The organism is Pseudomonas ulcerans (genome assembly GCF_036324125.1).
Taxonomy (GTDB): Bacteria; Pseudomonadota; Gammaproteobacteria; order Pseudomonadales; family Pseudomonadaceae; genus Aquipseudomonas; species Aquipseudomonas ulcerans.
Genome location: NZ_JAZDQN010000002.1, coordinates 269,272 through 289,094, shown reverse-complemented (window position 1 = coordinate 289,094; position 19,823 = coordinate 269,272). Strand labels below are relative to the sequence as shown.

Annotated in this window: 15 protein-coding genes and 1 other RNA gene; 7 read left to right on the top strand and 9 right to left on the bottom strand. The window is 63.7% G+C overall.

The genetic code is table 11. The annotated features are described in order from the left end of the window. The first annotated feature begins 79 nt into the window (after positions 1–79). A complete protein-coding gene (locus tag V0R59_RS03270; protein WP_330073071.1) occupies positions 80–604 on the top strand; it encodes an outer membrane protein assembly factor BamE in 525 nt (174 codons plus the stop codon). A 60-nt stretch (positions 605–664) separates the two neighbouring features. On the opposite strand, the gene V0R59_RS03265 is transcribed toward V0R59_RS03270, so the two are convergent. Continuing rightward, positions 665–1,099: a type II toxin-antitoxin system RatA family toxin gene (locus tag V0R59_RS03265; RefSeq protein WP_330073072.1), complete on the bottom strand. Its 435-nt coding sequence runs from the start codon at positions 1,097–1,099 to the stop codon at positions 665–667. 209 nt (positions 1,100–1,308) lie between these two features. Between V0R59_RS03265 and smpB the strand changes: the two genes are divergently transcribed. Further along, the gene (smpB, locus tag V0R59_RS03260; RefSeq protein WP_330073073.1) at positions 1,309–1,791 is read left to right on the top strand and encodes an SsrA-binding protein SmpB; all 483 of its coding nucleotides are present in this window, start codon (positions 1,309–1,311) and stop codon (positions 1,789–1,791) included. 102 nt (positions 1,792–1,893) lie between these two features. On the opposite strand, the gene V0R59_RS03255 is transcribed toward smpB, so the two are convergent. Next, positions 1,894–2,661, bottom strand: coding sequence for a GntR family transcriptional regulator (locus tag V0R59_RS03255; RefSeq protein WP_330073074.1), 768 nt, complete (start codon positions 2,659–2,661; stop codon positions 1,894–1,896). Positions 2,662–2,915: 254 nt separating this feature from the next. On the opposite strand from V0R59_RS03255, the gene V0R59_RS03250 reads away from it, so the two are divergent. From V0R59_RS03250 to ssrA, 5 genes are all read left to right on the top strand, one after another. Further along, positions 2,916–4,580: a lactate permease LctP family transporter gene (locus V0R59_RS03250; RefSeq protein ID WP_330073075.1), complete on the top strand. Its 1,665-nt coding sequence runs from the start codon at positions 2,916–2,918 to the stop codon at positions 4,578–4,580. Between the two features lie 71 nt (positions 4,581–4,651). After that, the gene (lldD, locus tag V0R59_RS03245; protein WP_330073076.1) at positions 4,652–5,797 is read left to right on the top strand and encodes an FMN-dependent L-lactate dehydrogenase LldD; all 1,146 of its coding nucleotides are present in this window, start codon (positions 4,652–4,654) and stop codon (positions 5,795–5,797) included. 78 nt (positions 5,798–5,875) lie between these two features. Continuing rightward, positions 5,876–8,686: an FAD-binding and (Fe-S)-binding domain-containing protein gene (locus V0R59_RS03240; protein ID WP_330073077.1), complete on the top strand. Its 2,811-nt coding sequence runs from the start codon at positions 5,876–5,878 to the stop codon at positions 8,684–8,686. A 131-nt stretch (positions 8,687–8,817) separates the two neighbouring features. After that, a complete protein-coding gene (locus V0R59_RS03235) occupies positions 8,818–9,096 on the top strand; it encodes a hypothetical protein (RefSeq protein ID WP_330073078.1) in 279 nt (92 codons plus the stop codon). A 95-nt stretch (positions 9,097–9,191) separates the two neighbouring features. Next, positions 9,192–9,583: a transfer-messenger RNA gene (ssrA, locus tag V0R59_RS03230) on the top strand. A gap of 68 nt (positions 9,584–9,651) precedes the next feature. On the opposite strand, the gene V0R59_RS03225 is transcribed toward ssrA, so the two are convergent. From V0R59_RS03225 to V0R59_RS03195, 7 genes are all read right to left on the bottom strand, one after another. Then, positions 9,652–10,998: a spinster family MFS transporter gene (locus tag V0R59_RS03225; RefSeq protein WP_330073079.1), complete on the bottom strand. Its 1,347-nt coding sequence runs from the start codon at positions 10,996–10,998 to the stop codon at positions 9,652–9,654. Positions 10,999–11,068: 70 nt separating this feature from the next. Continuing rightward, on the bottom strand, positions 11,069–12,553 hold the full coding sequence (locus V0R59_RS03220) for an amidase (protein WP_330073080.1): 1,485 nt from the start codon (positions 12,551–12,553) through the stop codon (positions 11,069–11,071). A gap of 64 nt (positions 12,554–12,617) precedes the next feature. Next, positions 12,618–13,937 carry a carbohydrate porin gene (locus V0R59_RS03215; RefSeq protein ID WP_330073081.1) on the bottom strand — a complete coding sequence of 440 codons (1,320 nt, stop codon included), beginning with the start codon at positions 13,935–13,937 and terminating at the stop codon, positions 12,618–12,620. Positions 13,938–14,194: 257 nt separating this feature from the next. Next, a complete protein-coding gene (gene pdxR / locus V0R59_RS03210; RefSeq protein ID WP_330073082.1) occupies positions 14,195–15,697 on the bottom strand; it encodes a MocR-like pyridoxine biosynthesis transcription factor PdxR in 1,503 nt (500 codons plus the stop codon). 8 nt (positions 15,698–15,705) lie between these two features. Beyond that, positions 15,706–17,106: an efflux transporter outer membrane subunit gene (locus V0R59_RS03205; protein WP_330073083.1), complete on the bottom strand. Its 1,401-nt coding sequence runs from the start codon at positions 17,104–17,106 to the stop codon at positions 15,706–15,708. A gap of 1 nt (position 17,107) precedes the next feature. Continuing rightward, positions 17,108–18,682, bottom strand: coding sequence for a DHA2 family efflux MFS transporter permease subunit (locus V0R59_RS03200; protein WP_330073084.1), 1,575 nt, complete (start codon positions 18,680–18,682; stop codon positions 17,108–17,110). Then, complete coding sequence (locus tag V0R59_RS03195) at positions 18,675–19,754, bottom strand: HlyD family secretion protein (RefSeq protein ID WP_330073085.1); 1,080 nt, start codon at positions 19,752–19,754, stop codon at positions 18,675–18,677. The genes V0R59_RS03200 and V0R59_RS03195 overlap by 8 nt, the downstream gene beginning before the upstream one ends. Between the last annotated feature and the right edge of the window lie 69 nt (positions 19,755–19,823).

The following is a 19,823-nucleotide window of genomic DNA, read 5'->3' as shown; positions in this document are numbered from 1 at the left end:
TGCTGCTTCGCAGCTTCTCTGAATACGGGTATGATCGGGGTTTACGTTGTCCAGCCAAGATAGTGGAAGTCGCCCACCGATGCAAAACACCAAGCTCTTGCTAACCAGCCTCACCCTCGTGGGACTGCTCGCACTCGCCGGTTGCTCGTTTCCCGGGGTTTACAAAATCGACATCCAGCAGGGCAATGTCGTAACGCAAGACATGATAGACCAATTGCGCCCCGGAATGACCCGCCGGCAAGTAAGGTTTATCATGGGCAACCCGCTGATCCAGGATACTTTCCACACCAATCGCTGGGACTATCTGTACAGCCTGCAGCCCGGTGGCGGTGAGCGTCAGCAGGAACGCATCAGCATCTTCTTCAACGAGAACGACCAACTGGCCAGCCTCTCTGGCGACTTCATGCCGGGCGTAAGCCGCGACCAGGAAATTCTTGGTAACGAAAGCGGCACCACCGTCAGCCAGCCAGAGCAAAAACAGGCCCAGCCGTTCAAGCAAGACAAGCCTGCCCGCCCGGGCTCGCTGGAAGACAAGATCCAGCGCGACGTCGATACCATCGAAGTCATGCCGGTCCCGGTCCAGGAACCACTGCGCACCGAGTAACTTCGCTGCACGCAATAAAAAGCCCGAACATGTTCGGGCTTTTTTGTGCCTGTCGCCAAGTCACCCGTTGAGCTGCTTGGCCCGCTGGCAAAACGCGTCGACCAAGGTATTCGCAGCCTGATTGAACAACGGCCCCAAGGTCGCCTTCACCAAGGCACCGGAATACTCGAACGACAGGTCCAGGCTGATCTTGCAGGCCTTCGCGCCCAGCGGCTTGAATACCCACAGGCCATGCAACTGGCTGAACGGGCCTTCCTCAAGATTCATCTCGATCGACTGTCCCGGCACCAGCACGTTGCGCGTGACGAAATGCTGGCTGATGCCGCCCTTCGCCACTTCCACCTTGGCACGCATGTGAGTCCCGCTCTCTTCCAGCACCGTGCTGCCCGAGCACCACGGCAGGAATTCCGGATAGCGCTTTACGTCGTTGACCAGATCGTAGAGTGCCTGAGCGGGATAAGGCAGCAGGGCCGACCGTTGAATATGGGTAGTCATCCAGGCGTCATGTCCAAAACTGAGCGAAAAAATGAAGCGGCGACACTAGAACAAAGAATAGGACGCCTAGCAACTGGCCGATTGCCACATAGCAAGCGACAACAGGTTCACTGTGAAAAATCCGCGCATTGTCCGGGATTCATCTCGATGGCTCAAGCACACAGGACCCCGTAGCCGCCGACGCGACGACTGCCTATAATGCCGCCCCTATGGCCAAACAAAAGAAACATCCGACAGGGACCATCGCGCAGAACAAGAAAGCGCGACACGATTACTTCATCGAACACAAATTCGAGGCCGGACTGGTCCTGTCCGGTTGGGAAGTAAAAAGCCTGCGTGCCGGCAAGGCCCACCTGGTGGACAGCTACGTGCTGCTCAAGGACGGTGAAGCCTGGCTGATGGGCAGCCACATCACTCCGCTGACGACCGCCAGTACCCACGTCATCGCCGACCCGACCCGCACCCGCAAGCTGCTGCTCAATCGCCGCGAGCTGGAGCGCCTGTTCGTTGGCGTGCAGCAGAAGGGTTATACCTGCGTCGCGTTGTCCATGTACTGGAGCAAGCACTTGATCAAGTGCGAAATCGCTTTGGGCAAGGGCAAGAAGGAATACGACAAGCGCGATACCGAGCGTGAGCGGGATTCCAATCGCGAACTGCAACGTGCTGTGCGCAACAAGGGCCGGGAAGACTAGTTCTTTCTGTATCCTCGATGGCCTTCCCACAAGGAACGCATGCGCCGCGAACCCTGTGGGAGCTGGCTTGCCAGCGATGAGGCCATCAGCAGCAACACAAGCTCAGCGCCCCTTGCGCCGCTCCGCCCGTGCCACCCGCTGCACTTCCTGCCGTACCTCCTCCAGCACCTCCTGCACATACAGAATGTGCCGGCTCGACACCTCCCGCGCATCCTGCGCACGCCCTTCGACGATCGCCAGATAAAGATCACGGTGCTGACTGATCAGCATGTCGCGGGTTTCCGCACGCTGCTTGTACATGCCGCCGATATTGGTCACCACGTTGCGCTTGAGCAGATCGAACAGCCCACGGATGGTATGCAGCAACACCGCGTTATGACTGGCCTCGGCAATCGCCAGGTGGAAGCGCGCATCAGCAGCGCCCTCCTCGGCCCGGCTCACTTCGTCGTTGCGGGTGTAGCAGTCCTGCAGCGTGTCGAACGCCGCCTTGAGCCGCTCGCGATCGACATCCGTCGCGCGCATCGCCGCGTAATAGGCGCATGACGCCTCCAGGGTGTGGCGAAACTCCAGCAGGTCGCGCTGGGCCTCCGGATTGCTTTCGAGCAGTTGCAGCAACGGATCGCTGAAGGTCGTACCCAGCGCCTCGGCCACGTAGTTGCCGCCGCCCTGGCGACTGACCAGCATGCCCTTGGCCACCAGCTTCTGGATCGCCTCGCGCAGCGATGGCCGCGAAACGCCGAACTGTTCAGCCAGCGCCCGCTCCGCCGGCAGACGTTCGCCAGCGGTCAAGGTGCCCTCAAGAATCATCCCTTCCAGCCGCTCGACGATGTCGTCGGACAAACGGCGCTGGCGGACCTGATCGAAAACCATCACGTGCTCTCCACAATCCCGAGTCAGTTCGGGGCCGCCTATTCTGGCGCATCCAGCCCCTCGCCACACCCATCAGTTGGCAAGTTTCCTGACCACTCAGTTACAGCCGTCCCACACCCTTCGACGAAAGTTTTGCGGGGACAAATTGACACACCCACAGGGAGGCTTTTAACCTAGCGCCTCGACATTGTAAATTGGTCTTACCAATTAACCAATGCCAGTGCCTTACCAACAACAATTAGGGGCCATCCCACATGCAAACCTGGCAACAACTCTATAGTCCGCTTGGTAGTCTTGGCCTGTCCGCCCTGGCGGCGGTCATTCCAATCGTCTTCTTCTTCCTGGCGCTGGCCGTGTTCCGACTCAAGGGACACATCGCGGGCAGCATCACCCTGGCCCTGTCGATCCTGGTGGCGATCTTCGCCTTCCAGATGCCTGCCGACATGGCCTTCGCCGCTGCCGGCTACGGTTTTGCCTATGGCCTGTGGCCCATCGCCTGGATCATCGTCGCTGCGGTATTCCTCTACAAACTGACGGTCAAGAGCGGCCAGTTCGAAGTGATCCGCAGCTCGGTGCTGTCGATCACCGACGACCAGCGCCTGCAGGTCCTGCTGATCGGCTTCTGCTTCGGTGCCTTCCTCGAAGGTGCGGCCGGTTTCGGTGCGCCTGTCGCCATTACCGCCGCCCTGCTCGTCGGCCTGGGCTTCAACCCGCTGTACGCCGCCGGCCTGTGCCTGATCGCCAATACCGCGCCGGTCGCCTTCGGCGCGCTGGGCATCCCGATCATCGTGGCCGGCCAGGTCACCGGCATCGACGCCTTCCACATCGGCGCCATGACCGGTCGCCAGCTGCCGCTGCTGTCTCTGTTCGTACCGTTCTGGCTGGTGTTCATGATGGACGGCCTGAAAGGCGTGAAGGAGACCTGGCCTGCCGCGCTGGTCGCCGGCCTGAGCTTCGCCGTCACCCAGTACTTCACCTCGAACTTCATCGGCCCTGAACTGCCGGACATCACCTCGGCCCTGGCCTCGCTGATTTCCCTGACCCTGTTCCTCAAGGTCTGGCAGCCGAAGAACTCCTTCACCACCGCGACCGCCAGCGTCGGCGCCGCCGTGGTCAAGGGTGGCAGCCAGCCGACCCCGTACAGCTTCGGCGAGATCTTCAAAGCCTGGTCGCCATTCCTGGTCCTCACCGTGCTGGTCACCATCTGGACCCTGAAACCGTTCAAGGCCGCGTTCGCCAGCGGCGGTGCCATGTACAACTGGGTGTTCAACTTCGCCATCCCGCACCTGGACCAACTGGTGATCAAGAGCGCGCCGATCGTCGCCAACCCGACGCCGATTCCGGCGGTGTTCAAGCTCGACCCGATTTCCGCCACCGGCACCGCGATCTTCCTGTCCGCGCTGATCTCGATGGTGGTCCTGAAGATCAACCTCAAAACTGGTCTGACCACTTTGAAAGAGACCTTCTACGAGCTGCGCTGGCCGATCCTGTCCATCGGCATGGTCCTGGCGTTCGCCTTCGTCACCAACTACTCGGGCATGTCGTCGACCATGGCCCTGGTCCTGGCCGGCACCGGCGCCGCGTTCCCGTTCTTCTCGCCGTTCCTCGGCTGGCTGGGCGTGTTCCTGACCGGCTCGGACACCTCGTCCAATGCCCTGTTCAGCTCGCTGCAGGCCACCACCGCCCACCAGATCGGGGTCAACGACACCCTGCTGGTCGCAGCCAACACCAGCGGCGGCGTGACCGGCAAGATGATCTCGCCACAATCCATCGCCGTGGCCTGCGCCGCCACTGGCCTGGTCGGCAAGGAATCGGACCTGTTCCGCTTCACCCTCAAGCACAGCCTGTTCTTCGCCACCATCGTCGGCCTGATCACCCTGATCCAGGCGTATTGGCTGACCGGCATGCTGGTTCACTAAAGTGACAGGGGCCGGGCGCTTTTCCGAAGCGCCCGGCAGTTGCCTTCTCACACAAATAGCTGCGAGATCCCATGATCATTTCTGCCTCCACCGACTATCGCGCTGCGGCCCAACGCAAGCTGCCGCCGTTCCTGTTCCACTATGCCGACGGTGGCGCCTACGCCGAGCACACCCTGCGCCACAACGTCGAAGACCTGGCCGGGATCGCCCTGCGCCAGCGCGTGTTGAAGAACATGTCCGAGCTGAGCCTCGAAACGAAGTTGTTCAACGAAACCCTGAGCATGCCCGTGGCCCTGGCCCCGGTCGGCCTGACCGGCATGTACGCCCGGCGCGGCGAAGTGCAGGCCGCGCGTGCGGCGGCGGCGAAAGGCATTCCGTTCACCCTGTCCACGGTGTCGGTGTGCCCGATCGAGGAAGTCGCGCCGGCCATCGACCGGCCGATGTGGTTCCAGCTCTACGTCCTGAAAGACCGCGGTTTCATGCGCAACGCCCTGGAACGGGCCAAGGCCGCCGGCGTCACCACCCTGGTGTTCACCGTCGACATGCCGGTACCCGGCGCCCGCTACCGCGACGCCCACTCCGGCATGAGCGGCCCGAACGCGCCGCTGCGTCGCGTCTGGCAAGCCATGACCCACCCGCAATGGGCCCTGGACGTCGGCCTTCTGGGCCGTCCCCACGACCTCGGCAACATTTCCAAATACCGCGGCAACCCCACCGGCCTGGCCGACTACATCGGCTGGCTGGGGGCCAACTTCGACCCGTCCATCTCCTGGAAAGACCTGGAATGGATTCGTGAATTCTGGGATGGCCCGATGGTCATCAAGGGCATCCTCGATCCCGAGGATGCGAAGGACGCCGTGAAGTTCGGCGCCGACGGCATCGTCGTCTCCAACCACGGCGGCCGCCAGCTCGACGGCGTGCTGTCCAGCGCCCGCGCCCTGCCGGCGATCGCCGACGCGGTGAAGGGCGACCTGAAGATCCTCGCCGACTCCGGCATCCGCAGCGGCCTCGACGTGGTGCGCATGATCGCCCTCGGCGCCGACACCGTGCTGATCGGCCGCGCCTTCCTCTACGCCCTGGCGACCCACGGCGAAGCCGGGGTGAAGAACCTGCTGGAGCTGTTCGAAAAGGAAATGCGCGTCGCCATGGTGCTCACCGGCGCCAAGTCGATCAGCGAGATCACTCGCGATTCGCTGGTCCGCGAACTGGGCGCCTGAGCGCGCCCGCCTCACCCTACCGCCTGATTGACCGGGGCACGCGGCGCGCCAGACGCCGCGACCCCGCGAGGAGCCTGCATGAGCCTGCCCGCCGCATTCCTCCGCGATGCCGAGCGCCTGATCCCCGCCGACCGCCGCTTCGACGATCCCACCTCGACCCTGGCCTTCGGCACCGACGCCAGCTTCTACCGGCTGATTCCCAAGCTGGTGGTGCGCGTCGAATCCGAAGACGAAGTGGTCGGCCTGATCCAGCTCGCCCAACGCGAGCGCGTCCCGGTGACCTTCCGCGCCGCCGGCACCAGCCTGTCCGGCCAGGCCATCAGCGACTCGGTACTGATCGTCCTCGGCGACAACTGGAACGGCCGCGAGATCCGCGGCCAAGGCGAGCAGATTCGCCTGCAGCCCGGCGTGATCGGCGCCCAGGCCAACGCCTGGCTGGCGCCGTTCGGACGCAAGATCGGCCCCGACCCGGCCTCGATCAACGCCTGCAAGATCGGCGGCATCGTCGCCAACAACGCCAGCGGCATGTGCTGCGGCACCGCGCAGAACACCTACCACACCCTGGCCGGCCTGCGCCTGGTGCTGGCCGATGGCACGCGCCTGGACAGTGAAGATCCGGCTAGCGTGAGCGCCTTCGAAAGCAGCCACACCGGCCTGCTGGAAGAACTCGCCCGACTCGGTCGCGAGACCCGCGCCAACACCGCGCTGGCTGAGCGCATCCGGCACAAGTACCGACTGAAGAACACCACCGGCCTGTCCTTGAATGCACTGGTGGACTACGACCAGCCGCTCGACATCCTGCAACACCTGCTGGTCGGCTCCGAAGGCACCCTCGGTTTTATCAGTGCAGTGACCTACGACACCGTCCCCGACCACCCGCACAAGGCCTCGGCGCTGATCGTCTTCCCCACGGTGGAAAGCTGCTGCCGCGCGGTGACCGTGCTCAAGCAGCAACCGGTGTCCGCCGTGGAGCTGCTGGACCGCCGCAGCCTGCGCTCGGTGCAGGACAAGCCGGGCATGCCGGAATGGGTGAAAGGCCTGTCGGACAATGCCTGCGCCCTGCTCATCGAATCCCGCGCCGCCAGCCAGACGCTGCTGCACGAACAACTGGCGCAGATCATGGCGTCCATCGCCGAGTTCCCGCTGGAGCAGAAGGTCGATTTCAGCGAGGACCCGGCGGTATACAACCTGCTGTGGAAAATTCGCAAGGACACCTTCCCCGCCGTCGGCGCGGTACGTCAGACCGGGACCACGGTGATTATCGAAGACGTCACCTTCCCGGTCGAGCAACTGGCCGAGGGCGTCAACCGCCTGATCCAGCTGTTCGACAAGCACCGCTACGACGAAGCGATCATTTTCGGCCATGCGCTGGAAGGCAACCTGCACTTCGTCTTCACCCAGGGCTTCAACAGCGCCACCGAAGTTGCGCGCTACCAGGCCTTCATGGATGACGTGGCGCAATTGGTCGCGGTGGAATTCGGCGGTTCCCTGAAGGCCGAGCACGGCACCGGGCGCAACATGGCGCCGTTCGTCGAGCTGGAATGGGGCCGGGATGCCTACGAGCTGATGTGGAAGCTCAAGCGCCTGCTCGACCCCAACGGCATCCTCAACCCGGATGTGGTGCTCAGCGAAGACCCGGATATCCATCTGAAGAATCTGAAACCGCTGCCGGCAGCAGACGAGATCGTCGACAAGTGCATCGAGTGCGGTTTCTGCGAGCCGGTGTGCCCGTCCAAGGGACTGACCCTGAGCCCGCGCCAGCGCATCGTCATGTGGCGGGATATCCAGGCGAAAAAACGCGCCGGCGAAGACACCTCGGCACTGGAGCGCGACTATCAGTACCAGGGCATCGACACCTGCGCCGCCACCGGGCTGTGCGCGCAACGCTGCCCGGTGGGTATCAACACCGGCGAGCTGGTGAAGAAGCTGCGCGGCCAGGCAGCCCACCACGGCAAGACCGCCGACTGGCTGGCCGAAAATTTCCATACCGCATTGAGTGGTGCGCGCCTGACCCTGCGGGTCGCCAACGGGGCGCACCGCCTGCTTGGCGCAACGCGCCTGGGGCAGATCAGTCGCTCGCTGAGCAAGGCCAGCAACGGTCGTTTGCCGCAGTGGACGCCGGCCATGCCGCAACCGCTGAAGAACCCGGTCGCCAGCATCGCAGCCAACGACGCGCGGCCGCGAGTGGTCTACCTGGCCGCCTGCGTGTCGCGGGTGATGGGCCCCGCGGCGGGTGATCGCGAGCAGACCTCGCTGCTGGACAAGACCCGCGGCCTGCTGGAAAAGGCCGGCTACCAGGTGGTATTCCCGGATAACCAGGACAGCCTCTGCTGTGGCCAGCCGTTCGCCTCCAAGGGCTACGCCGAACAGGCCGAGCACAAGCGCCAGGAACTGATCGGCGCCCTGCTCCACGCCAGCCGCGGCGGCCTCGACCCGATCTACTGCGACACCAGCCCCTGCACCTTGCGCCTGGTCCAGGACCTGGCAGAAACCCGTCTCGACCTGTACGACCCGGTGCGTTTCATCCGCACGCACCTGCTGGACAAGCTGGAGTTCACCGCGCAGGACGCACCGATCGCCGTGCACGTGACCTGCAGCACCCAGCACCTCGGCGAAAGCCAGGCACTGATCGACCTGGCGCGCCTGTGCAGCAAACAGGTGGTGATCCCGGAAGGCATCCACTGCTGCGGCTTCGCCGGCGACAAGGGTTTCACCACGCCGGAGCTCAACGCCCACTCGCTGCGCAGCCTGAAGGACGCGGTGCAGTACTGCGAGGAAGGCATCTCCACCAGCCGCACCTGCGAGATCGGCCTGTCGACCCATGCCGGGATCGACTACCACGGGCTGGTCTACCTGGTGGATCGGGTGACCCGTCCGCGGGCAATCTGAGACGCGCCCGACGACCGGTTGGGAAGCAAGCCAACCGGTCGCAACATTCCTCTGAACTCCCTGGCGAACGGTGCAGTCCACCCATCAGGCCCGATGTTCCCCGGGCCATCCTCTCAGCCAAGGAGATTCACATGAAGCGTACTGCGATTACCGGACTGTTCATGGCCGCCACATTGCTTGCCTCCCCTGTGTTCGCGGCGGATGACCTGTGCACCGCCAACCTGCAGAAGATCGACGATCAGCTGGCCAGCCTCGGAGCCACCTCGGAAGACCTGGTCAAGTCGGTCAAGGAACAGGCCGAAGATGCGCGGGCCGCAAAAACCGCCGGCAACGACAAGGACTGCATTGCCCTTACCACCAAGGCCCTGCAGGACCTGCAGAACACCACCAAGGGTGGCGGCAGCGAGTGAGCCAGAGCATCCGGGCGACGGTATACGCCGCCCGGATGATGGCGTATACTCCGCCCTACGCGCCTGAAAAGGCGTCAGCTTAGAGTTGAAAAATTGGGGCCGATTAGGATTCGACGCCGGTAGTGAAACTTTAGGTGCATGCCGAGTTGGTAACAGAACTCGTAAATCCACTGTTGCAACTTTCTATAGTTGCCAATGACGAAAACTACGAGGGCTACGCTCTCGCTGCGTAAGCAGCCGAGCCCGCTCTTCTGGTAGCTTCGGCTCCAGCAATCATCAGGGGATGCCTGTAAACCCGAAATGATTGTCATACAGAACAGGATCGCCGTGCAGTACGTTGTGGACGAAGCGGCTAAAACTTACACAACTCGTCCAAAGCACCCTGCCCGTCGGGCGGCTGCGGATTAACTCAATAGACACGGCTAAGCATGTAGTACCGACAGCGGAGCACTGGCGGACGGGGGTTCAAATCCCCCCGGTTCCACCAAACACCCCACAAAGCCCCAGCAATGGGGCTTTGTGCTATCTGGACGTCACGCAGGATGTCCTGGCCAGTCAGGCGCAGGAAGCCTTCCGCCCATCACCGGAGACCACCGGCTCCATCACCGGTTGGGAGCCGCGGGCATAACTGCCCAACGCCTGCACCAGCACGATCGCTGCCAGTACATAAGCTCCAGCACTGACCACCAGCGCCCAGCGCAAGGCATCGCTACCGAGGGTTGGAGTCAGGGCATCGCTGATCATGCCGGTGACCAGCGGGCCAAGCCCGGCACCCAGGGCCATGATGCCGAAGTTGTAGAACGCCAGCAGGGTCGCGCGGCGCCCCGGCGCAACCATCTGCGCCACGGCGGTGTAGGTGGGCGCCATCCACCACATGCCGAATACCGACATGCCGAAGATGAACGGTGCCGCACGTGGCACCACCAGGCTGCCCAGGGTCCAGGGATCCGTCGCGGGGAGCAGCACCGAGGCGATCGCCAGCGGCATCGCCAGCAACGCGCCAATGACCGGAATGCCCAACTGCCAGCGCACGTCGCGGCGGGCCAGGTGCGCAGTCAGCCAGCCGCTGGACAGCGAGCCGATGATTGCCCCCGGCCCAGCCGCCAGCCCCATCACGGCACCGGCATCCTTGATCGACAGGCCGTGACTGCGCACCAGGAACGCCGAGCTCCAGATACCGAAGGCGTATCCGGCAAACGCCAGCAAGGCACCCGCCAGGACAATGCTGATATACGGCTTCGAACGACAGGCATTCCCGATGACCTTCCAGATGCTTTCGCCCTGACCACTCTCGACGCCGCCGTGAAACGCCTCCCAATGCCCACGCTGCGGCTCGCTGCCGCTCAGGCGCAGGAGCACGGCAGCCACCAGGCCCGGGATCGCCATCCACAGGAATGCTTCGCGCCAGCCGTAGTAGTAGGTGATCCAGGCGCCGACGCTAAGGCCGAGCAAGGTGCCGACCGGCGGGGCCAGCATGAACACGCTGATGGCCTTGGGACGCTGGGCGGGACGATAGAGGTCTGCGATAACCGACATCGATGCCGCACTACTGCCTGACTCGCCGACGGCAACGCCCAGTCGGGCCAGCGCGAGGGTCCAGAAGCCAGTGGCCATGCCACACATGGCAGTCATCACGCTCCATACCGCACAGCAGCCGGCAATCAGGTTGCGCCGATTGTTGCGGTCGGCATAACGCCCCATGCCAAGGGAGCACACGCAGTAGACGACGGCAAACGCCAGGCCTGTGAGCAGGCCCATCTGCGTATCGGTGGCGTGGAACTCCTGTTTGATCGGCTCGATCACCACCCCCATGATCTGGCGGTCGACAAGGTTGACAGCGGAAACAACGAACAACAGGAACAAGGTGTAGTGCCGGCGGAACGATCCGAGTGGCGTATTCATCGGTGCAATCTCGCAAGAATTTTTCTGGCGCAACAAGCATCGTCCTCCGTGGACGATGCCTGCCACGGACTCACAACGACGCGCGCAAATGCGCCCAGGGCCGGGACACTTCCAATTGCCGTGCCAGGCTCAATAGCAGCCCCTCTCGACAAAGCCCGGCGGTAAACATCATGCCGATGGGCAGGTTCTCCCGACCGAAACCTGACGGCACCGACATCGATGGCTGCCCGGTGACGTTCGCCAGCACGGTGTAGGCCACGCTGCCGACGATGTCCCGGGTGTAATCCTCGTAGCGATTCTGCAGGCTCAGCACTTCAAGCCTTGGCGTCAGGCTGGCGGTGACCGGCGATAGCAGCAGGTCGAAACGCCCCAGCATCAGCTCCATCTGCTGGCCGATACGCTCGAACGCACGTCGGGCACGGAACAGTGTTTCCGCCGAGGTGTTGCGAGCGTTGGCCAGAATGTGACGGCTGATCGGCTCCAGGTGGTCTTCGTCCATGCTGCGGCCCATCGCTGTCTCACGATCCGTCACCGCAGCCAGCAGCGCGGTCGAGGTCACCGCGCCGTGGGCACTGAACAGTTGGCCGGCATCGACCGGCAGTGCTACGGACTCCACCTCATGGCCCAGCTTGCACAGCAAGGCCACGGTTTCATCGAGGACCCGCTGAATGTCAGGATCCAGAGGCACGCCCGTCAGATTGCCGCTGACCAGGCCGATACGCAGACGTCCCGGGTCCCGGTTCATCTGCTCGACGAAGCTGCTGTGTTCAGGTGCCAGCCAGTAGGGGCTGCCCGTCTCGTGGCCGTGGCTGACATCCATCAACAACGCCGAGTCGCGTACCGTGCGCGACACCACATGCCCACAGCTGGCGCCGAACCAGCCTTCGAAGCTGCCGGGGCCTTGAGGGATGCGATAGCGGGTGGGCTTGAGGCCGAATACCCCGCAGTACGACGCAGGGATGCGGATCGAGCCGCCACCGTCGGTGGCATGGGCAACTGGCACGATACCCGCCGCTACGGCCGCAGCTGCGCCACCGGACGAGCCGCCAACGCTGTAGGCGAGGTTCCACGGGTTGCGGGTCGGCCCCCACTGCGCCGATTCGGTCGTCGTGGTCAGGCCGAACTCCGGACTGGCCGTCTTGCCAAAGATCAGCATGCCGGCCTGCTCGTAGCGCTGGGTCACCGTGCTGCTGTGGTCTGCCACCGCGTCGGCCAGCAGACGCGAGCCGTTGGTGGTGACGGTGCCTGCCAGATAGGTGTTGAGATCCTTGAGCAGCATCGGCACACCAGCCAGGACACCCTCCCGCGCAGCACCGGACTCGACCCGTGCCATCAGCCGTTCGACGGCCAGTTCGCCGTGGTCCAGGACCACCGCGTTGACCTGCTCGTTGACCGCCCGGCAACGCGCCAGTGCAGCACCGAGCAAAGCCCCGGGCGGCAGCCCATCGTCACGCATCCGGTGGGCCATTTCGGTCGCATCGAGGGCCAGGTAGTCGTCACCAGGCAGTGCATCCAGCGCAGCGTCGGTCGAGTTGATTTCCATTGTGTTGTTCATTGCACGCTCACAAGCAGGGCCCCGCACGCCTTGGCGATTCGAGGCACGAAGACGGTCGAAGGAATCAGAACAGAAGGTTCAGCGAGGTCTGCAGCAGCAGCGCATCCGGATGGTCCGGGGAGAACACCGGGTTCTTGGTCCAGGTCAGGCCGTTGACCAGGTAGACACCCGGCAGCAGCCGCGCCGCGTAGGAACCGGTCACCGCCATGGTGTAGGGCACGCTCTCCATGCGGTAGCTGTCGTACACCTCGCGCAGGTCCTTGCTGTAATAACTCTTGCTGAACCCCAGCGAGACCATGTCGAACGGCCGGCTGGCAATCGGACCGATATTGAAGGCACTGAACTGGACCGCCTTGTTGAGCGCGTTCACCGACTCCGGTGAATAGTCGAGCTTGGTCTCCAGGTACCAGCCACGAGCATCGCCATAGGGTTTGCTGATCTGGTGCGTGTCCGCCAGGTAGATCCCCCAGTTGTTGTCCGACTCTTCGCCCGTCTTGAACTCGGTGTAGTGGCTGGTGTTGTACATCATGCCGAAGCGCGACCACACCGCGTTCTCGCTGGCCGAAGCGTTGCGCTTGTAGCCGAACTCGTCGATCAGCATCGGGTTGGCACCGTCGACTTTCCAATGCAGGCCATTGGGGTTGCGGTTGACGTCTTCGAGGATGCCTTGCGGGCTGACGCTGCGGGTGATGGCCGCGCTGTTGTACCAGCGCAGGGACTTGTCCCGGGTGATGACGTTGAAGGTCGGGGTCGGCACCGTGGCCGACATGCCGACCTGGAACGGCACCACGCTGCTCGGACCAAGGGCTGCGGTAGAGGCGTTGCCCCCCAGGGAGACGCCATAGAACAGCTTCACCCCGGCGATAAAGCCGTACTCGATTTCCAGCTGGTGATCGAAGAACGACTGGTTAACGGCAAACACGCTGACCTGCGATACCTCCGGATTGGCGGGCTCGTAGGTCGAACGGACCACCTGGCCCGCCAGGGTGAGCTGGGCGTCGTTGGCAAAGCCCAGGCGGGTCAGGTCGTACGTGGTGTAGAGGTTGAGCGAGGCGTTGTAGCTTGGATTCTGCCCGTTGTAGAGCTGAGTCTTGGCGTTGTGCCCACCCAGGTCATAGGCATAACCGTTATAGGAGGTGATGGTGACACCCAGTCCATACTCGTTCAGCGCCTTGCGCAGCCCGCCCAGTTCCGGCGCGATGCGCGCGCAGACCGGAGCCGATCGGTTGGCAGGCTCGGCGCGGGTCAGGGTTTTCTCATAGGCGGCGCAGGCCGGCGCCTCCCTGGGTGCCTCTTTTGGCGTTTCGGCGGCAACGGCAAGGTTCATCAGGCTCAGCGCGAACAGGCCGGTGGCCCATCGGCCTGGTGTAAGTAACGATTCCAAAGCTCCCCTCCTCAACTTGGGTTGTGTCTGTCGCCAGGACTTCTTGATCCGGACGATCGGGAGCATTCGTGCAGTTTTTCCTCCAGCCTATGGCGCCAACGCCAACAGTTGATAGAGCCAGTTAACCTATTGATAAATATATCTTTTGTTTGTTTTTAGAAATCATGATTCCCGCCCGCTGACGCTCGTCGCAAGCAAGTGTTGCCAGGTGAACAGTGATGGTGCAACCAGCGCTGTTTTCGTGCACTTGCGCGATGTCAGCGACGGTGGCTGCGAATGTGTCCTGCCACGACCTGCGCCAACGCACGCACACCTGGCGCGATTCGCTCGACAGGAATGGTGCCGAAACCCATGCGCACGAAATAGTGCTGCTCCCCTTGGGGATCGATGAAGAACGCACTGCCAGGATCGAGCAGCACACCCTGCTCCAGCGCTGCGTAGTAGAACGCCAGCGAATCGTGGCACCAGGGCAACTTCAACCAGAGGGTGGCACCACCGCGGGGATCCGAGAACTGCGCATCGGGCAATTCTCGACGCAATGCCTCCACCACCAGCGCCGCTCGATGGGCCAGGCTGTCGCGGGTTTTCTGCAACAGGCGATCATAATGGCCCTGCTGGATGAACAGCGCCGTGGCGATCTGGTTGTTACCGGGAATCTGCCGGATCATCAGCCGCTGCAAGGCACGCAGGCGGGCAATGACCGGGGCCGGGGCGACGATGAAGCCGATGCCCAGCCCGGGAGACAACAGCTTCGACAGACTGCTCAGGTAGATGACCCGGCCATCCTGATCCTCGGCCTTGAGCGCCGATTGGCCCTGGCCGTCGTACTGGGTTTCCGGGTCATCGTCGTCTTCGAAAATCACCAGGTCACGCTCCCGCGCCAAGCGCAGCAGATCGCGACGGCGGCCGGCACTCATGGTGATGCCGGTCGGACACTGATACCCGGGCGTGCAATACAGGTAGTCACATTCCGCCAGTTCGCGGCTGATCACCACGCCCTCGTCGTCCAGCGCAATCGGCACCACCTCCGCCCCTTCATGGCCGAAGACATTGCGCGGATCCATGAACCCCGGATCTTCCACGGCCACCCGCCGTCCCTCACGGGCGAACAGACGGGCCAGCAAGTAGAAGCTTTGCTGCCGCCCCAGGGTCAACAGCACCTCGTCCTCATTGGCGGCGATACCCCGGCGTGGCAGCACGCGGCGGATCAACTGGCTGATCAGCTGGGTGGAGTCGATCTCCTCTCCTTCCTGCCACCAACGGTCCACGGCACGCAGCTCCAGGGCCTGGCGGCTGCATTGGCGCCACTGGTGGATAGGGAACAGGCGATGGTCGAACTGACCGTAGATGAACGGGTAGCGTACGTCGCGCCATACGTTCGGGCGGTCGGCCCACTGAATGTCCGGGCGCACTGGCGGCAAGTGTCGCGACCAGTCCGGACCGCATCCCGTCACCGTCGGTTGAGCGGTCACGCTGTCAGTTGGTCTTATCTGCGAACAAACGAAATAGCCGTCCCGTGGCCGCGCATCCACATAGCCTTCGGCGATCAGTCGCTCATAGGCCAGCATCGCCGTGTTGCGCGACACCCCGGTGAGACGTGCCAGGTCACGACCGGACGGCAGGCGGGTGCCGGCCAGCAGGCGCCCGTCAAGGATGGCGTTGACGAACGCGGTGCTCAACTGCACTTGCAACGGCTCATCACTGCGCCGGGTCTCCGGCAGCAGCTGCTTCCACATCAGGTCGTGACGGCTGTTGCGCATCTTCGGTCCTATTCGCTCTGCCAGCCCAGGCCGAGGCTTTTCTGCAGGGTCACATAGCTGGCCAGCAACTCGGCCTCGCCGGTGATCCTTTGCTGTTCGGCTTCATTGCGGGTGCGCTCGGCATCCAGCCAATCGAGGGCCGAACGACTGCCGCCGCGATAACGCTGCTCGCTGATGCCAGCACTCTGGATCGCCGATGCCTCGGCCTGCCGCAGCACCTCGACGCGCTGCCGCTCGTGACCAAAACGGCTCAGCGCCACGTTGGCATCACGCAACGCGCCGAGAACGCTTGAGGAGTATTGCGCCAGTGCCTCGTCGTAGCGGGCTTGCGCCTGTTCAACCATGTGCCGGTTCCGAGCAAAATCCAGGAAGTTCCACTGCAGGTACGGCACCCCGATCCAGCCGAGGTTGCCCTTGCGCCACAAGTCTCCCGCGCTGTCACCGGCAAGACTCAGGCTGCCGAACAACGACACCTTCGGGAAGGCCGCCGCGCGCTGCTCGCCGATCTGCGCACTGCTTGCCGCCAGTCGCCGCTCGGCAGCACGGATATCCGGGCGCTGACGCAACAGCGCGGCGGGACTCTCCACCACCGGCGCCTGGACCCGAGGCAATGGCGCGCTGATCGTCAGGCCGGCGTCCAAGCTACCGGGTGTCTGGCCACATAACAACGCCAGTTGATCCAGGGACTCGTCGACCTGCCCCTGCAACGCGATCAGACCGGCCTCGGTCTGGCGCACCTGGGTGCGCAAACGCTCGACGTCTCCGGCGCCAGCAGTCCCGCCTTCGTAGCGTGCCTCGGTCAGTTGCAGCAGGCGCTGCTCCAGCGCCAACGCCTGGTCGGTCTTCTGCGCACGAAGTTGCCGACTGCGCAATTCCAGCCAGGCCTGGGCGACCTGCGCCGTCAGTTGCAGGCGAGCATCGGCCAGCTCGGCGTCGCTAGCCTGGGCCTGGGCCTCGGCGCCTTCGCTGGCTCGGCGGCCAGCGCCGAACAGATCCAGCTCCCAGCTTGCCGTCAGCCCACTGAGGTAATACCGCGAGACCGGCTCGCTATCGCTGCCGCGCAGCAGCTCTGCCGCGTTCGCGTCCACCTTTGGCAGATTGTCGCTGCTCTTGAATTCGAACCCGGCGTAGGCCTGGCGCACCCGGGCGCGGGCCGCGGCCAGGCTGGGGCTGTTCGCCAGCGCCAGGTCCATCAGTGAATCCAGCTGGGCGTCCTCGAAGGCCAGCCACCAGTGCGCCAGGCCAGGCTGCACACCTATCGCATCATCGGCGCGGTGCAGCCGGGAGGCCTGCACGGCGCTCGCTGCGATGACGGGAGGCCCCTGGTAGTCCGGGCCGACGCTGCAACCTGGCAATGCCAGGGCCATTGCGCACGGCAGCACGACGTTGCGCAGGTGAATGGAGTTCATATCAATGTCCTGTGACAGGGGCGCCGGGCAGCGCCTTGCGAAGCAGAAGGGTCAGCGGTACGCAGAGCAACAACGTCAGCGCCAGTACCTGGAAGGTATCGATGTAGGTCAAAACCACCGCCTGCAGGCGAATCTGCTCGGCAAACTGGCTCATGGCCTGAAGGTGGGCGGTAACAGCGTCCAGGTGCTGGCTGAAGAACAACGCCTGCAACGAATCGATATGTGCCTGTCCAGTCTCCGACGCCGCCGTGACCGACTCACGCAAGGTGTCATCGTGGAACGCGGTACGCCTGTCGAGAAAGGTGCCGAACAGGGCCAGGCCTATCGAGCCACCAAGATTCCGGGCCATGTTGAACAACCCTGCGGCATCGCCCGCCTGCTCCTGCGGCACCGAGCTCATGGAAAGCTGGTTCAGCGGCATCATTGCCAGCAATTGCCCCACCCCAAGCAGCAACTGCGAGTAGATGAAGTCATGCCCTGCGCTCCGCGAGGTGATACCGGTGGCCAGCCAGCAACTCAGCGACAGGGTGACGATGCCGACCACCACCAGCCAGCGGGCGTCATAGCGGGCGAGCAAGCGTGGCAACAAGGGCACTACCAGGAAAGCCGGCAGGCCTGACATCAACATCACCGAGCCGGATTGCTGGGCGTTATAGCCCGCCACCCCGGCAAGAAACTGCGGCAGCAGGTAAGCGACGCCGTACAAGCCGGCCCCCACCAGGAAGACGATGACGATTACCGCCGCGTAATGCCGGTTGGCCAACAAGCGCAAGCGCACGACCGGCTCGCGCGCGGTGACCTGGGCGATCCCCAGAAGCACCGCTCCCACCAGCGTCGCCAGGCTCAAGGTGACGATCAGCGACGATTCGAACCAGCGCTCGCGCTGGCCCTCCTCCAGCGCCACCGTCAACGCGCTGAGCGCCAGGGTCAGGCCCGCGATGCCCAGCCAGTCCGCCTTGAAAAAACGCGACCACTCCGGGCGCGAGGACGGCAGCCCGACAGCCAGCATCACCACCAGCACCACGCACACCGGCAGGTTGAGGAAGAAACACCAGCGCCAGTCGAGGTTCTCGGTCAGCCAGCCGCCGATCACCGGCCCCAGCAACGGACCAAGCAGCACGGTGAGACCAAAGACGGTGATGCCGATCGGCATCTGGTGCCGGGGCAAGCGGGTCGCCACCAGCACATGCGCGGTGGGGATCATCGCGCCACCGGCGAAGCCCTGGCCAAGGCGACCGATGATCATCTCGGTCATGTTGTCGGCGAAGCCGCAAATCATGGAGAAGAACACGAACAGCAGCGAGTTGCCGATCAGGAAGGTGCGCAAGCCAAAGACCCGGGTCAGCCAGGCGGTGAGCGGAATCATGACGATCTCGGCCATGAGGTAGGCAGTGGATATCCACGTCCCCTCGCTACCGCTGGCACCCACCTGTCCCTGGATCTGCGGCAAGGCCGAGTTGGTGATGGAAATATCCAGCGTCGCCATGAACGCGCCGAGCGCACCGGCGCAGACCGCGACCCAGTCCGCGCGGCTGGCGTTGCGCGGTGCGATCGGAGGAAGTGTGGATTCAGCCACGGGTATCGACCTCGACATGCACCGACAGGCCAGGCACCAGGGTTCCCGGCGGCAGGCTCGACTCAAGCAGGCGAATGCGCACCGGCACGCGCTGGACGATCTTGGTGAAGTTTCCCGTTGCGTTATCCGGTGGCAGCAAGGCGAATTGCGCTCCGGTCCCGGGGGCCAGGCTTTCCAGGCGCCCGGTCACCTTGGACTGGGGATAGGCATCGACATGGATCTGAACCTTCTGCCCCGGCAAAAGACGGTCTAGCTGGGTCTCCTTGAAGTTGGCCGTGATGTACGCCTGCTCTACCGGTACCACGGTCATCAACCGCGAACCGGCCTGCACGTACTGCCCGACCCGCACACCGCGATCGCCGACCCGGCCGGCCACCGCGCTGCAGACCAGGCTGTCCTCGACATCGAGTTGTGCCTTGGCGGCAGCGGCCTCGGCGGAGGACAACTGCGCACGTGCCTGGCTGATCGATGCCTGCAAGGTGGTCAACTGCCGCTGCGCCACTTCCACTGCCGCGGCTTGGGCGGCCTGGGCGCTCTGCGCCTGCTTCGCAGCGTTGCGCAACTCCTCCAGGCGCTCCCGAGGCTCGGCACCGCTGTTCACCAGTGGTTCATAGCGACGGACCTGGCCATCGCTGTACACGACATTGGCTTGCTCGCCCTTCAGTCGCGCCTGGGCCTGGGTCACTGCGGCCCTGCGCTCCGCCAGTTGGGCCTCACCGTTGGCGATCTCGGCACGACGCGCAACGATCAGCGCCGACTGCTGATCGTATTCGGCGCGGTAGCGTCGGTCATCGAGGCGTACCAGGGGCTGGCCAGCTTCGATGTGCTGGTTGTCCTCGACGAGTATCTGGACCACGGTGCCGCCCACCCGGGGCGATGCCGCGACGCTGTCCGCCTGCAAGTAGGCGTTGTCCGTTTCGACGATGAAGCGCGTCACCGTCCACCAGTGAATCCCATAGCCAATGGCGGCGCCGACAACCAGGACCAGCGCGGCAAGCCGGAGCCTGCGTTTGCCGGGGGCAACGCGTTCGGGATTCGAGATCGATACATCAGGAGATTGCAGCACGGTCATGGCGTAGAGGGCTCGCAGGTTGATTTATTACATTCGTTATATTTATTACGACCGTAAGAATTGTGTCAA

Excerpts from the sequence above, each read along its gene's own strand:
- V0R59_RS03270 (WP_330073071.1), top strand. The coding sequence starts at position 80 with ATGCAAAACACCAAGCTCTTGCTAACCAGCCTCACCCTCGTGGGACTG.
- V0R59_RS03265 (WP_330073072.1), bottom strand. The coding sequence starts at position 1,099 with ATGACTACCCATATTCAACGGTCGGCCCTGCTGCCTTATCCCGCTCAG.
- smpB (WP_330073073.1), top strand. The coding sequence starts at position 1,309 with ATGGCCAAACAAAAGAAACATCCGACAGGGACCATCGCGCAGAACAAG.
- V0R59_RS03255 (WP_330073074.1), bottom strand. The coding sequence starts at position 2,661 with ATGGTTTTCGATCAGGTCCGCCAGCGCCGTTTGTCCGACGACATCGTC.
- V0R59_RS03250 (WP_330073075.1), top strand. The coding sequence starts at position 2,916 with ATGCAAACCTGGCAACAACTCTATAGTCCGCTTGGTAGTCTTGGCCTG.
- lldD (WP_330073076.1), top strand. The coding sequence starts at position 4,652 with ATGATCATTTCTGCCTCCACCGACTATCGCGCTGCGGCCCAACGCAAG.
- V0R59_RS03240 (WP_330073077.1), top strand. The coding sequence starts at position 5,876 with ATGAGCCTGCCCGCCGCATTCCTCCGCGATGCCGAGCGCCTGATCCCC.
- V0R59_RS03235 (WP_330073078.1), top strand. The coding sequence starts at position 8,818 with ATGAAGCGTACTGCGATTACCGGACTGTTCATGGCCGCCACATTGCTT.
- V0R59_RS03225 (WP_330073079.1), bottom strand. The coding sequence starts at position 10,998 with ATGAATACGCCACTCGGATCGTTCCGCCGGCACTACACCTTGTTCCTG.
- V0R59_RS03220 (WP_330073080.1), bottom strand. The coding sequence starts at position 12,553 with ATGAACAACACAATGGAAATCAACTCGACCGACGCTGCGCTGGATGCA.
- pdxR (WP_330073082.1), bottom strand. The coding sequence starts at position 15,697 with ATGCGCAACAGCCGTCACGACCTGATGTGGAAGCAGCTGCTGCCGGAG.
- V0R59_RS03205 (WP_330073083.1), bottom strand. The coding sequence starts at position 17,106 with ATGAACTCCATTCACCTGCGCAACGTCGTGCTGCCGTGCGCAATGGCC.
- V0R59_RS03195 (WP_330073085.1), bottom strand. The coding sequence starts at position 19,754 with ATGACCGTGCTGCAATCTCCTGATGTATCGATCTCGAATCCCGAACGC.